Below are 13,944 nucleotides of genomic sequence, written 5' to 3' on the forward strand. Positions count from 1 at the left end.
AGATAGGAGGGGTCAAGAAATGAGCTTAAATTACAGGGCTGACGCGCGCGCGGTGATCAATCCGGTTTCTGATCCGATTCTTTGCTAATCCTCCTCTAATTGCTCGTAGAAATCAGATTGATGAGCGTCAGTCCTTAATTAGTCCGATCGCCCGTTAGTGCGATCGCTCGATCAAATTGCTCAATATGGTACTAGCCCGTTCTAAAGGTAGGTGTCTGGGTTTGCCGTTCCAGACAATCTGATATTCGTTGCTGTTTTGACCATCGCCGTAGCCAGAAATTAGTTTCCGGTGAAATGCTTCCTCAGCTAAGTGGTGAACTTTGTCCCTGAGAGCAGTTTGTGCGATCTTCATAATTTGCTGCCTCTTAAATTTTCTTTCACTGTCATAAACAATTATAAGTACACAGTGTACCTCTCCAAAGTTATAGTTTTTTTTGGGGAGGGGGAAAGAAGTAGTCATTAGTCATAAGTGCTTAGTTATGAATGCTTAGTCATGAATGCTTAGTCATGAATGCTTAGTCGGATCTTTAAGGAAGAAGGAATATTTTCCCACTCTCACCCTCTCCCCCTCTCCCCATCTCCCCTACTATCCCACTCCCCGTCTGCCGCGATGCTGAAGGCAGAATTGGTCAGAGTGTTTGTATCAACTGCTGCCATATCTATGCCTGCGGGTAGTATCTAATGCACCGGCAAGAGAGTTAACGTGAAAAATTAACGAAAAGGAGGTTAGAAAATGCTGCAAGAAAAAAGCACCGAAACAGCCCGGGTCAATGCTAGAAAAACCGATGTTTTTGATGTTTTCAACTTCAAACACTATATCGGGCCCAACCCTTATTTAGACACCGCGGCTTTAGTTTTTGATTTAGCGGTAACGGACGCGAGCGAACCTTTGCCGATCGCACATTACCATAAAATTATTGGCGATCGCTACCCGCAACTGCTGCACGAAACTTTCTCGAACCACGCTCAACTGTTCGGTCGTACCGCCTCAGAAGTAGCAAAACTCGACATGGGCTTACACTTCCAACACTGGAACATCAAGCCATTTTCTCAGTTTCACAGAATTAGCATAGAAGCACTTCACGCCCGCAGCGCCAGAGCCGTAGTTTACGCAGTTTGGGATTGGTTTGAAGCCATCAATCAAAATCAAGACTTTCCCTTGGAAGCACAAATGGGCGCGCTGCAAAATATGTTCCGGCAGTCAGTTTACGGAGGCCCGACAGTTTATTCGTTAATGCGATCGGCATCCCAAAAAGGCATTCCCGCATTTTATTTGTGGGATGAAGGACTAATGCAATATGGGTACGGCAAAAAACTCGTTCGCGGCTCTGCAACTACCTTTGATTCTGACAGCCACTTAGACTCAGATTTTACCACGCGCAAAGACGATTGTAAAGCTTTTCTCGCTACATTAGGATTTCCTGTTCCCAAAGGCGATATCGTCTCTACAGAAAACGGAACTCTGGCAGTTGCTAGAGAAATTGGCTACCCAGTTGCTATCAAACCAGTAGTCGGTCATAAAGGAATTGGCGTAACAGCAGATGTCCGAGATGGTGAGGAATTGCAGGCAGCTTTTAAAAGAGCAGTTAAGGCTATTCCCGAAACAGACCCGGTGCGAGTAATTGTGGAAAACAGCATCAAAGGATCGGATTTTAGGCTGCTATGCGTTGACGGCAAATTTGTTTCTGCAACTGAACGCCGGCCCGCGTCGGTAGCAGGTGATGGCGACTCAACAATTCGCGAATTGATCCGCCGTGAAAACCGCAAACCAGAACGTTTGGATACGCCAACTTCGGCGATGAGCAAAATTCAGTCCGACGAAGCGATGGAAATGTATCTGGAAGAACAAGGGCTGTCATTGGATAGTGTCCTAGAGCGCGATCGCACTGTGTCTCTACGCAAAGTCGCTAATCTTTCCGCAGGCGGCGTCAGCATCGACGCTACCCGCAATATTCACCCAGATAACATTGTTTTGGCTCAAGATATCGCCCTACATTTTCGATTAACTTGTTTGGGGGTTGATGTGGTAACAGAAACTCTCGCCAAATCTTGGAAAACAGGCAATTTTGGGATTATCGAGATCAATGCCGCGCCGGGAATTTTTATGCACCTCAACCCCGCTGTCGGAGAAGGTGTTGATGTGCCTTCGCATATTATCGAAACTTTCTTTGACTCTGGAAAATCCGCCAGAATTCCGATTATTACTTTCAACCGAATTTCGGTGCACGAACTGCAAGAAACAATCGACCACATTCTGTTGCAGCATCCCGATTGGACAATCGGTGCTGTTTGTCGCGGTGGACTTTTTGTTAACCGTTCTGAAAAAGTTTTGAATAAGAATTACCATCTGAACTTGCAAAGTTTGCTGCGGAATCCCAAGCTCGATTTGTTAATTGCTGAATATCCCGAAGATATTTTGGAAGCTGAGGGAATGTTTTATCGGGGCAGCAATATGGTGGTGCTGGACAATCCGGGAGAAACTGAGATGATGTTGGTCAGAGAAAGCACCGATCAGGATACTGTTGTGCTGAGGGAAGGAAGTAGTGTTTCTATTCGTCGCCAGGGGTTGATCGAACAGTATACTCTGGGAGATGAGGAACCGTTTACACGGGTTTATTTGAAGGAAATAGGGACTGTTTTGTAAGCGGCGGATTGCTACTTGGGTAAGATCGCAGCGCACCCTAAATTTAACAGTTAGTCAGGTGCGGATTGACTTAGGTAAGGTGGGCTGTGGCGCACCCGGAGCTTAACAGTTGACAGTAGACAGTTGACTTCGGAGTGCGATTTTTTTAGGCAGGGGATTTAAGCCCCAGCCTAAAAACAATCCACCTAAAGGTGGGGGCTTAAATCCCCTGTGCTTCGGTTAACAGTTGGGTTTTACTCGCCGTGACAATTTATAATTGTAGCAAGGCCAGATTACCAATTATTAACTACGATGTCTTTACAATCTATTAGCATTCCGCCCACAACCGATCGCAAACCTGTCGCTTTAATTGTCGCTTTGCACGGATGGGGTGCTAATGCTCGGGATTTGACTTCTTTAGCACCGGCTTTCAATTTGCCGGATTATCAGTTTGTGTTTCCCGATGCTCCGTTTCCCCATCCGCAGGTAATGGGCGGCAAAGCGTGGTATGACCTGGCCAACAAAGATGCTCAGGGATTGATAGAAAGCAGGCAATTGCTGAAGGAATTGTTGCTGTCTTTGGAAAGCAGCACGGGGGTGCCTTTGTCTCGGACGATTTTAGGGGGCTTTTCTCAAGGCGGAGCGATGACTCTGGATGTGGGCTTGACTTTGCCCGTAGCGGGTTTAATTTGTCTGAGCGGTTATTTGCACTCGTCGATTTCGCCGGTTGCTGGGAGTGCTTTGCCGCCTGTTTTAATCGTGCACGGTACTCAAGATACCATTGTTCCCGTTAGTGCTGCGGTGCGATCGCGCGACAGTTTGACTGCTTGGGGATCTCAGGTGCAGTATCGAGAATTTAACATGGGACACGAGATTCTGCCGGAAGTTGTAGATGTAATGCGAAGTTTTGTTGTAGAAACTGTGTCGAAATGTGATTAAAGGCTTAGTATATAGTATGGCGGAAGTCTAGGGCAGGGGTAAAAAACATGAAAACTTTAACCAAAGCATCGCGCGATATTGCTGTACTTACTTCTCAGGACGTGGCAGAATTGGCTGTCCGTTTGGAGGTTGACGATTATACTGATCCTTTTGAGGGGTTGAATGATTGGCATTTGTTGCGATCGCTTGCCTTTCAGCGGCCGGAGATGGTTGAACCTTATCTCCACCTTCTGGATATGGAAGCCTACGACGAAGCATAGGCTTGAAAATCTAGCTTAAAAATTTCGACGGAATTGAGGAAGAAGTTAGCAGCATTTTTTGTTGCGGATTGAACAGATGAATTATAGATTGTTGTCTGTTTTAATCTCAACTTCTTTCTTGATTTTTTTTTTATGATAAAATACACCTCTTGGATAAATATTTGATTGATACGGAAACCGCAGATGCAAGGCGGATAAACACAGATAAACGCAGATAATTTCAAGAATTGAGAGCGAATGAGTGCAATCTTGTCTAATGACCAATACGGTTTAGTTAGCACTGTTTATTGCGCGGAGATCCCCCTAAATCCCCCTTAAGAAGGGGGACTTTGAGAGCTTCTTGTTCCCCCCTTCTTAAGGGGTGTGCCAGGGAGATCGGACTTAACTGAATTGTATTGGTCTAATGACATGAAAGGTAGGCGGATTTTAATCGGTGTTAGTGGCGGGATTGCTGCTTATAAAGTTTGTGAAGTAATTTCAACTTTGGCGAAGGCTGGAGCTGATGTTAAAGTGATTGTTACTGATGCGGCCCTTGAGTTTGTAACGCCTTTGACTTTTGCTACTCTTTCCCGCCATCCTGCTTTTACGGACAAAGATTTTTGGCAAGCAAATCACGGTCGCCCGCTGCACATTCAACTGGGAGAATGGGCGGAAGTTTTTGCGATCGCTCCTTTGACTGCTAATACTTTGGCGAAGTTGGCGGGGGGTTTTGCTGATAATTTGCTGACTAATACTGTTTTGGCTTCTACTTGCCCTATTTTGCTGGCACCGGCGATGAATACGGATATGTGGGAACAGCCTGCGGTGCAGCGGAATTGGCGGGAAGTGTTGACTTATCGGCGCTATCACGCGGCGAATCCGGGGGCGGGAATGCTGGCGTGCGATCGCGCGGGTGTTGGCCGGATGGCAGAACCTGGTGAGATTTTGCCTCATATTGAGTCGCTTTTGTATACGAAGGGCGATCGAGATTTAGCGGCCAAACGGGTGTTAATCAGCGCGGGAGGAACGCGGGAACACTTAGATCCGGTGAGGTTTATCGGCAATCCTTCGACGGGCAAAATGGGCGTAGCTTTGGCGCAAGCTGCACAGCATCGAGGGGCGACTGTGACGCTGGTACATAGTATCACTGGCGAATTACCTCTGTCAGGCGTGCGGGCGATCGCCGTTACGAGTGCCCAAGAAATGCGGCAGGCGATGCTGGAATGCTTTCACGATGCGGATTTGACGGTGATGGCGGCGGCGGTGGCGGATGTGAAACCGGCTGATTATAGTAGTGAGAAATTGCCGAAGCGATCGCTCCCGAATGCTTTACCGTTAGCACCAGTAGCGGATATTGTGGCAGAGTTGGGGAACCTAAAACAGCCGCACCAAAAACTCATTGGGTTTGCTGCACAAACTGGGGATATTGTCAAGCCTGCACTGGAGAAATTGCGGGCGAAGAAGCTGGATGTAATTGCCGCAAACCCGATCGATCAAATAGGTGCAGGTTTCGGCAGCAATACCAATCAAGCAATATTAATTAATGCCGCCGGAAAGCAAGTAGAAATAGCACCTTGCAGCAAGCTAGAAATGGCTCACCGATTGTTAGATTTTGTGATGGAGGGGTGATATGATGCTCGGTGAATTAACGACAATATTTGTAGGGGCGGGTTAACCAAAAATCTTTGATTCACATTCAAAATATCTATAAACCCGCCCTGACTGATGCACAGAATGCGATCGGTGCGGTGAATTAACGACAATATTTGTAGGGGCGGGTTAACCAAAAATCTTTGATTCACATTCAGAATATCTATAAACCCGCCCCTACTACCGATGCACAGAATGCGATCGACCTGCAACTTCTTATAAATTAGCAGGTTCTGGGGATAACTCTAATTCCCCAATTTCCGTTGATTCCGACTCAGCCGACAACTCAGTATCTGCGACAGTAATTTCTAGTTTAAATCCTAATGCTTCGAGCAGTTCTACCAAACTGTAAATTTCCGGACCGCCGCTTTCAGTCAGCATCTTGTCGAGTTTTTCGTGATGTTCTTTTGCTGACTCCGAAAGAGCATCCATCCTGATTCGAGCCTCAATTACCTTTCTGATGGCATTTCTCAAAAGTGCGGGTTCAGGGTCTTTTTCTTCCAAGATAGCCCCGATAAAACCAGCAGCGTGTTCGGCATCTTTGAGAGATTCAATTAGGGACTCCCGGTAGCTATCGCTGGTAGGCATTTTCATTTCTTTCATAGTCGGCAGAATACTCCTTCGCTTTGAGAATATCTTGTTCTTGGGTACTTTTATCCCCACTACAGAGGAGAAGTACAATTGTCTCTCCTACTTGTCTAAAATAAATCCGGTAGCCCGGGCCGTAGTTGATCCTGAGTTCAAAAACTCCTTGTCCGACTGACTTATAATCCCCCAGATTGCCGAGACTAACTCGCTCAAGCCTTGCATCAACCTTAACTTGGGCTTTGCCATCTCGTAGGGCGTAGTACCACTCTAAGAAAGGAATTCTGCCATCAGGTCGGATGTAACGTCGAATCTCCCTCGGTTGTACTTCCATAATTTTATCGCAGTCGATCGGCAATTTCTATCGTAGGGCGATCGGTAGTACATTCAGCAGACAACTCAATATCAGCTATATTAATTCCTAGTTTAAATCCTAATGCTTCGAGCAGTGCTACCAAACTATAGATTTCCGAACCTGCACTTTCGGTCAACATCTTGTCAAGCTTTTCCCATTGAAGTTGAGCTGACTCTGATAAACTGTTGAACTTTAGCCGAGAATCTACAACGTCTTTGAGTACCATTTGGAGCAATTTAGGTTCATCTCTGGCTTCTGTCAATGTCACCTCGATATAACCTGCTGCTTCTTGGGCATTTCTCAGAGATTCGATCAGAAATTCTTGGTAACTCCTACTCGTTGGTGCTTTCACGTCTTTCATAGTCTCTCCAATATTGAATAGCTTTGCCAATATCTCGCTCTTGAGTGCTCTTATCTCCACCTATTAGCAGAAGTACAATTGTTAGCCAGACTTGTCCAAAGTAAAGCCGATATCCAGGGCCAAAGTCAATTTTGAGTTCAAAAACTCCTTCTCCGACGGACTTACAATCTCCTAGATTACCAGTCATGACTCGCTTAAGCCTTAACCGAATCCTATTTTTGCCTGTGGTATCCCGGAGCGAGTTATACCAATCTTCAAAAGGATTTGTCCCATCTGCTCTCAGGTAGTTGCGAATTTCCCTGGGTTGTATCTCCATAATTTTATCGTAATTGATTGACAATTCCTATCGTAAGTGCGATGACAGTGCATTAAGTGGGCAAATCATACTTAAGACAGAGGCATTCTACCGACAAAATAGTAAACCTTGTTTGAGGAAACAAAGTTTAAATCAAACAGGGGATTGTGAATGAACTTTAAATCGATCGCAAAAACCAATCTACTATTCGGTAGCCTGATAATTAGCCTCGGATTGCAAGCACTTCCAGCAGCAGCGCAATCAGTCACCGACGCGCAAGTTTCCGCCCTTGTAGAAGCGCTGCGACAAGCCGCCCCGCCACAAGCCGCAAATGACGGAATGTACAGTCAGTGGCAAGTTTTACCGAACAATATTTCCCGCTGGGCAAAATTCTGTACCAAACAAGATTTAACACCCCAACAATTTGAGGCCGACGCGACAAAAGCCAAATCAATTGTTACCTGTATCGCGGGCGATTTGCTGCGCGACGAATACAAAGCTAGCGGCAACAATGAAACAGCCGCTGTACGCCGCGCCGCTTGCTGGTGGATGACTGGGGAATCCGCAGCTTGCAAAAGCGGCGCAACTGCTACTTATGCGGATAAAGTTCTCAGCGTTTACCAGCAGCAGCGCGCTAAAAAGTAAAGTTTGTGCAGGCGGAATTTAGATTTTTTTGACTGCTGATGGACGCAGATGGTTTTGTGCTGATGGACAGATAAGAGCGATTTGATATCAAATTCAATTATCCTATAAGCGCCAAAGATTCTTGAGAACATTAATCAGCTCTTTCTGTCGTCGAGCGATTACTTCTGGCGTCCATTCCTGTTCCCGCAGCACTTGGGTAGTAAGTGCAAAGGGTGAAACGCCCGTTTTAGTAGTGAAATACTTCTGTTTTTTCACATCAAAATCATAATTTTTTGCCTGAGTGTTTTTCGCACCAGATAGTAAAACTAAGTTGCCAAGACGATGTACATATTGATCGCGCTCTTCCTGACTAGGAAACCACTTCATCCACTCACTATTAGCCCCGGGATTTTGGGGAAGTACGTGCTCGACAGTAATTTTGGAGAAGTTGTAAGATGCTTCACCTTCTGACAGAGCAGCATCTAAGCGCAGCAAAACATAAAGACGAATTTTTTGGATTAGGTAAAGGTCACTATCGAGGACTCTAAGGATATTGTTTGACTCTTCAGAAGTAAACTGGAGCGGTGAATTAGAATTGAATAAATCTTCCTCTTGTTCAATAGCAGTAAGCAATCTGCTGTAACGTTCAATCCGTTCATTTATATTGGCGCGGACAATCATTAAACCTGCCGCTATGCGGTCTAAATCTGTAAAAAAACGCACCAAATTATCCGGGTTATTACGGTTACGAGATAGGTAGAGAATCGCAGGTGGTATCCAGTCAAAATTATCAATTTTGTTTAACCATTTAAATAGTTGATTTATTTCCTCGGCACGCCGCTCGCTTTCATAGGTTAAGTTTTGAATTTCGGAAAAAGCCTTAGCATAAGGATCTAAAATTTCATCAATGAATTGCTGAGACCCTGCTGCAGGATTGATGTTTTCCTGAAACTCTTTAAGGATACTCTTGCTAAGTTTTTTCTTTTCCTTAATCATCCGAATATGAGAAAACAAGTCTTTGAATAACTCGCGTCCCAGATTCTCCTCGGTATCTTCCCACTTTTTAGTATATTTTTCTTTTTGCCCTTCTGGTATTTTTCCAATAATGTCCGCTTTCAAGATATCAGTTAGGGAGAGATCCAATCCCCTGTTGTTCAACACAGAAAATATCCGATATGCAGAGTCAAAGTCAGGCGTAGAAACCACTACCAAGAAGCACTGGGTAATGAGGAACTGGGCAAGACGTATACGGTGGGATTCCGCGATAGTCTGCAAACGTTGCAAGAATAAATGTGCATTTTCTTTAATAAGCTTCTGAGTATCCATCAGCTCAGCATTGTTCAATTTTTTGAGCTTGTTAATACCACCTTCATTTTGAATATATTCCTTGAAAAAGTCTGCATCTCGCTCGCGCAAAGTCAGACGGTAACGATTATCTATACCCGCGATTAAGCTGCCTTTTTGATATAGATAAGTGGTCAAGTCATTGGCGTGTTCTGTTGGCAATGATGCCCTGAGAGCAGCTAGTAGTATGGTGAGAGTTGTTAGACGTTGCTGACCATCTACAATTTCAGCATCTGGCGGCCCAGATTTGATCAAAACAATGCTGCCTAGAAAGTACGGGTTGAGTTTATCAATCGTGTCGTTACCATCTCCCAATGATGTTAGCAGGTCTTCCAGCAGTTCCCCAGCTTGCTCATTTGTCCAAGCATAAGGACGCTGGTAGAGGGGAATGGTGAACATAAAGTCATCGCTAAAGATTTTTCTAATGGGGTGTTCCTCACCCTTGATGCTGACACGGTTCATGCTGGAGTCCTGTGTTAGGTGTGGTTGGTAATTGCTTCTCGAAAGTCAATTTTCTCTGTTACAAGAATACCATGCTCAAGCTTGGAAGAGCTAACTCTCAACTTAGCCTGTGCAGACGGGTTTCATTCGTCCCGCCGTAGGTTTCAATCTGCGACTGAATTACCCATTTTCCGCCTGGTTTCTCATCAACTTTTGCACACTCCCCAACGCCCGATTTAATTCATAACTCTTTCTTTCCGAATTATGCAAAAAAGCCTGCTGTTCTTCTTCAATCATTAACACATCCTGCCGCACCAAACCATCTAATAATTTTTGAGCGGCACCGAATAAACTATCTTTGATAAACCTACGAAACCTAACAGGCAATTTATGCAGCCGCCAAAACGCATTTAATGAGGTAAAATGAATTAAATAAGCGCGAGTTGCCGTCTCGCTTACCGGACAAACCAAGCAGTAAATCTTAAAATCGCTTCCCAAACTTGAAACCCAGTGCGGGTAAACGTAACTCACCTCTAGCGGTTCCGGGTGCAGCTTCCGCAGAGATTTAAAAAACAACTGGGAAATTGACCATATTTTATCTATTTTGTAATAACTTTGTGCCTGATAGCAAGCTGTTACTTGATGCTCGTCTTCTGTTAAAGTATCTAATACTGGATTTGCCCAAGCTTGCCAATCATCGTGCAAGTGTCCGTGGTACATATCCATCAAGTTTTCAATTAAAAATGAATAGTGTGCCTGACAGTCGATGACTGAAACTGTGGCAATATAATTGAGATGTTCCCACTCTGGTAAGTCTAATAAATCTATTTTTGTGGCTTGGGTTGCGTCGCCGGGAAACAGCCAGATAAAACCGTTTTGTTCCTTGACTGGATAGGAGCGAATTTTGCAGTTAGGTAGCTTTTGATTTTCTGCTAAATAATCGACTTCGGCGCATTCTCCCCTTGCATTTAACCGCCATCCGTGGTAAGCGCATTCGATTAAATCGCCTTTAATTTTGCCGTGGCTGAGTTTGACTTGTCGGTGCGGGCACCTGTCTTCTAAAGCGTTGATTTTTCCTGCACTGTCGCGGAAAAGCACGATCGCCCGATGCCACAATATCACAGGTAGTGGCTGAGTTTGCACCTCTGTACTGCGGGCGATCGCATACCACCGATCGAGATTAATGCCCAACTCGCGGATGTGAGTTTTTTGTTCTCTTCCAGATACCAATTTTATCGCGTTGTTTTGCATTACAAATGTTCCCAGATTACGCCCATAAAACAACCCAATTTTACAAAATAACAGCCCGGAAAGCAATGACCGTAAATTTTTCTAAATCTCCGTTCTGACAAATACCTATCGCTAGCTAAATGCTTCAACCACCCAGGCGACAATCGAAATTTTAATAATCTTGAAGCATTGCGAAATCCGTAGGTGGAACAGTCGGGAATAAAATCTCTTGCTGCACCTAATATGTAGCTTATTGTAGCAGGTGTTTCGACTTCCGAAATATTATCTAAAAAGACGATTTTTCCCTGGGGATTTAACAATTTTTTAATTGCATCTAGGGCGGCGGGGAGGTTGGGCAGGTGGTGGAAAGTGGCAGCACTAACTATTAAATCAAATTGGCGATCGAGGGCTAATTGACTGGCATCCATTTGGATGTATTCGATATTGGGTGCTGACCGTTTTTGACGGGCGATTGCCAGCATTTTTGCAGAGAAATCCACGGCGACTACATGATCGTAATACTGGGCTAATTCAAAAGCAAGAATTCCCGAACCGCAGCCAATATCTAATGCTGCACCTTTGCTAGCCGATAGGTTTTTAATAAAGAAATCCTTCTGGCTTTGCAAGGTGGCGGCGAAATCGTATTCTGTTGCAAAAGCATCAAACATTACAGATTTATTGCGAATTTTGCAGTTACTCTTCAGCATCTATTATTGCTTTATACTGATTAAATAATATTTTAACCGCAGATGCACCCAGCTCAACGCAGATATTTTTTTTGTTTCCAAGCTCTGCCTTTTCCCCTCATGGAAACCACACCCACAAACTGTAACTCATCTTAAAAAAAGAATGCAACTGCAGGAAAGCTCCAAACCCTACTTGAATCAGTCATTCCCATTTCTTCACATCTAAAATCTAAAATCTAAGGAATCAGAATTAAATAACCTGCTATGCGTGATTTTCTTGTGGGATGGGCCAGAAAGCCCGTCTATAAGGGACGGGCTTTCTGGCCCATCCCACAGGCTTATGCAAATTATTTAATTCACGATCCTAAAATCTAAAATGGTATGGCTGGGGGCTGGTTTCACCGAGAATAGCAGCCGATAATTGACGATTTATAAAACCCGCCCCGCTGCAAACCTTAGATTTTTAATACGCCTTCGGGATTTACCGTCAAGAGCGATCGCCTCTGCAAACCCTCCTGATATAAAATAGCATTAGCGGCCAACAAACCGCTGCTCACTGCCCTTTCCATTAAACCGCAAGGAAACGGCATTTTTACCCAATCTCCCGCAAACAAAAGATTGGGTACAGCGCAGCAAGTCTCCGGTCTTTCGGCATAACTACCGGGCGGATATCCAGAGAAATTCTTTTGATTTACCAATTCCCGGTGCAGCATATTTGCCTCTTTTAATTCCGGCACAATTTCGTACAATTCTTGCTCAAAAGTCGCCAGCAAAACTTCCTGATTCGGAAATTCCTTCTCCTTGTAACAATAAGCGTGCAGTTCCACAACACTACCACCAGTTTTTTGATTCCACTCGATGAACTGATCCTGAATTTTGTGGTAAAGCGTGATGCTGTCAGTCAGTTTGTACCCGGAAAGCGAACTGAAATTGCTGTGTTCCCAGGGAAATTCGCGATCGAACCAAAAACGCCCAACCGCAAACGGATCGGCTATTTTCAAGCTCTCAATCCGGCTCTGCACCTGCGGATTCACCTCACCGCTGGCCAAACTAAACAAATGCTGCATCCCCGGAACATCTGCCGCAAAAACATAGTAATCAGCATTCAATGTTTCTCCCAAATTCTGCGGCTGCGACTTGTTCGCGGCGGCGGCCAACTGTACCTCATCTGCTTTTTCAGCGACTACCTTAAATCGAGGCAAATCCCGCTGAGCCGGCCCGCTCACAACTCGCCCTTCGGCATCAAAAACTGCCCCGTGACAAGGACAGTGAAATTGACCGTCGTTCTGTTTCTGAACTGTGCAGCCTTGGTGAGTGCAGCTCAGAGAAATTGCTTCTTTTCCTCCGGGTGCGCTGGCAAATACGCTGTCTCCAGCGCCGAAATATTCGGTAAAGTTGCTGTCAGTTAATAGCGTGTTTCGTTTCACCCAAAAAGGAACTTTACTTTGCACGCCTCCCGACTGGTAAGTCAAAGAATCAATCTGACCGTTTTCCCAGTGTATGTTACTAACTGCGACATCTGTTAATACTTTGCCACCTTTACTTTCAATGGCTTTGGCAATCGGCTGCACCAAACTCGTGCCCATATCTTGCCGCGTGCCGTTGAAGGCCAAACCCTCTGGATTTCCGAAAAAATAAAAGTGGAAAAATTGCATTAATTCTCCCGCGCTCAATTCGTCGGGAGCGTTGAGGCTGGATTTGGCAAAAGGCAGAAAATACAAGTCATAAAGTCCGCGCGGAAATTCACCTCTTACCCAGTCTGCAACTGATATATTGTCGAGGCGATCGAAAGTTTTTTGCGTTTGAAAACCGCCGATTTCTCGAAACACTTGCCAGTGAGCTGGTTTTGTCAGATTGATTCCCCACTTGAGCCGATTTGGGGAAGATATCCCCAAATCAACTATATTCCAGGGAAAAGCTGAATGGTTGGGACGGAAAACTTCGGGTTTGTATTTGCCGTCTCTAAACAGAACGGCGTAGGATTCTAAAGATACAAAGTTATCAGTAATTTCTAGTTCTTCAACCACACTTTTAAGGTTGTAGTATTGCGGAAAAAAACCGTGGAAACCGTGTTCCATCATAAAAGTTTCGTTCCCGACTTGTATCGGCCAACTAGCAATTTTGCCACCGAGTTGGGGCGATTTGTCGAGCAATGTTACGGCGAAACCTCGCTGGGAGAGTTCGTAAGCACAGGCGAGCCCGGCTAAGCCGCCCCCGACAACTGCAACGGTTTTGCGGTTATTCAGCATTCGCGGCAAGTCAAGAGAATCTTGCACAAAAATGGTGGGCTCTGGCTTGGAAAATCGAGAGTAGCCCAGCAGCCCGCCGGCGGCACCGACTCCGAGGAATTTGAGGGCGGTTCTTCGAGAAATTGGTTGGGATTGTGGTGGATTGGTTAATTGACTCATCAGCGGTACGCGATAACGGGCTTTAAACACAAGGACGCCATAAGGCATATATCATAGACTCAAAGCAGGATATGTGAAGAAATACTAATACCATTTTTCTAAAGTTATGCTAGAGTTACATGAAAAGTAAAGGAGAACATTAAAATGTCTGGGCGTCCTCATAT

Annotated in this window: 14 protein-coding genes; 5 read left to right on the forward strand and 9 right to left on the reverse strand. The window is 45.0% G+C overall.

From position 1 onward, the window contains the following. Positions 1-154 precede the first annotated feature (154 nt). A complete protein-coding gene (locus QUA58_RS22675; RefSeq protein WP_006632734.1) occupies positions 155-352 on the reverse strand; it encodes a hypothetical protein in 198 nt (65 codons plus the stop codon). Between the two features lie 381 nt (positions 353-733). Here QUA58_RS22675 and QUA58_RS22680 point away from each other — a divergent pair, with 381 nt between their 5' ends. From QUA58_RS22680 to coaBC, 4 genes are all read left to right on the forward strand, one after another. After that, positions 734-2,644 carry an ATP-binding protein gene (locus tag QUA58_RS22680; protein WP_333254373.1) on the forward strand — a complete coding sequence of 637 codons (1,911 nt, stop codon included), beginning with the start codon at positions 734-736 and terminating at the stop codon, positions 2,642-2,644. Between the two features lie 291 nt (positions 2,645-2,935). Continuing rightward, positions 2,936-3,562 carry an alpha/beta hydrolase gene (locus tag QUA58_RS22685; protein ID WP_333254371.1) on the forward strand — a complete coding sequence of 209 codons (627 nt, stop codon included), beginning with the start codon at positions 2,936-2,938 and terminating at the stop codon, positions 3,560-3,562. Between the two features lie 47 nt (positions 3,563-3,609). Next, positions 3,610-3,822, forward strand: a complete 213-nt coding sequence (gene isiD / locus QUA58_RS22690; RefSeq protein WP_106150386.1) for a protein IsiD — start codon at positions 3,610-3,612, stop codon at positions 3,820-3,822. A 408-nt stretch (positions 3,823-4,230) separates the two neighbouring features. Continuing rightward, positions 4,231-5,430: a bifunctional phosphopantothenoylcysteine decarboxylase/phosphopantothenate--cysteine ligase CoaBC gene (gene coaBC, locus QUA58_RS22695; protein WP_333254368.1), complete on the forward strand. Its 1,200-nt coding sequence runs from the start codon at positions 4,231-4,233 to the stop codon at positions 5,428-5,430. A gap of 237 nt (positions 5,431-5,667) precedes the next feature. Here the strand turns inward: coaBC and QUA58_RS22700 are convergent, their stop codons facing one another. Genes QUA58_RS22700 through QUA58_RS22715 form a run of 4 tightly spaced genes read right to left on the reverse strand, consistent with a single transcriptional unit; the run spans position 5,668 to position 7,068 of the window. After that, a complete protein-coding gene (locus tag QUA58_RS22700) occupies positions 5,668-6,039 on the reverse strand; it encodes a transcriptional regulator (RefSeq protein ID WP_333396103.1) in 372 nt (123 codons plus the stop codon). Further along, positions 6,023-6,370: a type II toxin-antitoxin system RelE/ParE family toxin gene (locus tag QUA58_RS22705; RefSeq protein WP_333396106.1), complete on the reverse strand. Its 348-nt coding sequence runs from the start codon at positions 6,368-6,370 to the stop codon at positions 6,023-6,025. The genes QUA58_RS22700 and QUA58_RS22705 overlap by 17 nt, the downstream gene beginning before the upstream one ends. Before the next feature lie 4 nt (positions 6,371-6,374). After that, complete coding sequence (locus QUA58_RS22710; protein WP_333396109.1) at positions 6,375-6,752, reverse strand: transcriptional regulator; 378 nt, start codon at positions 6,750-6,752, stop codon at positions 6,375-6,377. Next, positions 6,724-7,068 carry a type II toxin-antitoxin system RelE/ParE family toxin gene (locus QUA58_RS22715; RefSeq protein ID WP_333396112.1) on the reverse strand — a complete coding sequence of 115 codons (345 nt, stop codon included), beginning with the start codon at positions 7,066-7,068 and terminating at the stop codon, positions 6,724-6,726. The genes QUA58_RS22710 and QUA58_RS22715 overlap by 29 nt, the downstream gene beginning before the upstream one ends. A gap of 150 nt (positions 7,069-7,218) precedes the next feature. Between QUA58_RS22715 and QUA58_RS22720 the strand changes: the two genes are divergently transcribed. Next, positions 7,219-7,692: a hypothetical protein gene (locus QUA58_RS22720; RefSeq protein ID WP_333396114.1), complete on the forward strand. Its 474-nt coding sequence runs from the start codon at positions 7,219-7,221 to the stop codon at positions 7,690-7,692. Positions 7,693-7,794: 102 nt separating this feature from the next. Here QUA58_RS22720 and QUA58_RS22725 read toward each other — a convergent pair whose 3' ends face one another. From QUA58_RS22725 to QUA58_RS22740, 4 genes are all read right to left on the reverse strand, one after another. Further along, positions 7,795-9,477 carry a DUF262 domain-containing HNH endonuclease family protein gene (locus tag QUA58_RS22725; protein WP_333396117.1) on the reverse strand — a complete coding sequence of 561 codons (1,683 nt, stop codon included), beginning with the start codon at positions 9,475-9,477 and terminating at the stop codon, positions 7,795-7,797. Positions 9,478-9,636: 159 nt separating this feature from the next. Next, entirely contained in the window at positions 9,637-10,707 is a 1,071-nt protein-coding gene (locus tag QUA58_RS22730; RefSeq protein WP_333396119.1) for an aromatic ring-hydroxylating dioxygenase subunit alpha, read from the reverse strand. Further along, positions 10,707-11,393 carry a class I SAM-dependent methyltransferase gene (locus QUA58_RS22735; protein WP_333254351.1) on the reverse strand — a complete coding sequence of 229 codons (687 nt, stop codon included), beginning with the start codon at positions 11,391-11,393 and terminating at the stop codon, positions 10,707-10,709. Before QUA58_RS22735 ends, QUA58_RS22730 begins: the two co-directional genes overlap by 1 nt. A gap of 434 nt (positions 11,394-11,827) precedes the next feature. Beyond that, the gene (locus QUA58_RS22740) at positions 11,828-13,828 is read right to left on the reverse strand and encodes an FAD-dependent oxidoreductase (protein ID WP_445301896.1); all 2,001 of its coding nucleotides are present in this window, start codon (positions 13,826-13,828) and stop codon (positions 11,828-11,830) included. Between the last annotated feature and the right edge of the window lie 116 nt (positions 13,829-13,944).

This window comes from Microcoleus sp. N9_A1 (assembly GCF_036701795.1).
Lineage (GTDB): Bacteria > Cyanobacteriota > Cyanobacteriia > Cyanobacteriales > Microcoleaceae > Microcoleus.

Bases quoted from the DNA above. Each gene is read 5' to 3' on its own strand.
- QUA58_RS22725 (WP_333396117.1), bottom strand. From the start codon at position 9,477: ATGAACCGTGTCAGCATCAAGGGTGAGGAACACCCCATTAGAAAAATC.
- QUA58_RS22735 (WP_333254351.1), bottom strand. From the start codon at position 11,393: ATGCTGAAGAGTAACTGCAAAATTCGCAATAAATCTGTAATGTTTGAT.
- QUA58_RS22680 (WP_333254373.1), top strand. From the start codon at position 734: ATGCTGCAAGAAAAAAGCACCGAAACAGCCCGGGTCAATGCTAGAAAA.
- QUA58_RS22715 (WP_333396112.1), bottom strand. From the start codon at position 7,068: ATGGAGATACAACCCAGGGAAATTCGCAACTACCTGAGAGCAGATGGG.
- QUA58_RS22705 (WP_333396106.1), bottom strand. From the start codon at position 6,370: ATGGAAGTACAACCGAGGGAGATTCGACGTTACATCCGACCTGATGGC.
- QUA58_RS22710 (WP_333396109.1), bottom strand. From the start codon at position 6,752: ATGAAAGACGTGAAAGCACCAACGAGTAGGAGTTACCAAGAATTTCTG.
- coaBC (WP_333254368.1), top strand. From the start codon at position 4,231: ATGAAAGGTAGGCGGATTTTAATCGGTGTTAGTGGCGGGATTGCTGCT.
- QUA58_RS22730 (WP_333396119.1), bottom strand. From the start codon at position 10,707: ATGCAAAACAACGCGATAAAATTGGTATCTGGAAGAGAACAAAAAACT.
- QUA58_RS22700 (WP_333396103.1), bottom strand. From the start codon at position 6,039: ATGCCTACCAGCGATAGCTACCGGGAGTCCCTAATTGAATCTCTCAAA.
- isiD (WP_106150386.1), top strand. From the start codon at position 3,610: ATGAAAACTTTAACCAAAGCATCGCGCGATATTGCTGTACTTACTTCT.
- QUA58_RS22675 (WP_006632734.1), bottom strand. From the start codon at position 352: ATGAAGATCGCACAAACTGCTCTCAGGGACAAAGTTCACCACTTAGCT.
- QUA58_RS22720 (WP_333396114.1), top strand. From the start codon at position 7,219: ATGAACTTTAAATCGATCGCAAAAACCAATCTACTATTCGGTAGCCTG.
- QUA58_RS22740 (WP_445301896.1), bottom strand. From the start codon at position 13,828: ATGCCTTATGGCGTCCTTGTGTTTAAAGCCCGTTATCGCGTACCGCTG.
- QUA58_RS22685 (WP_333254371.1), top strand. From the start codon at position 2,936: ATGTCTTTACAATCTATTAGCATTCCGCCCACAACCGATCGCAAACCT.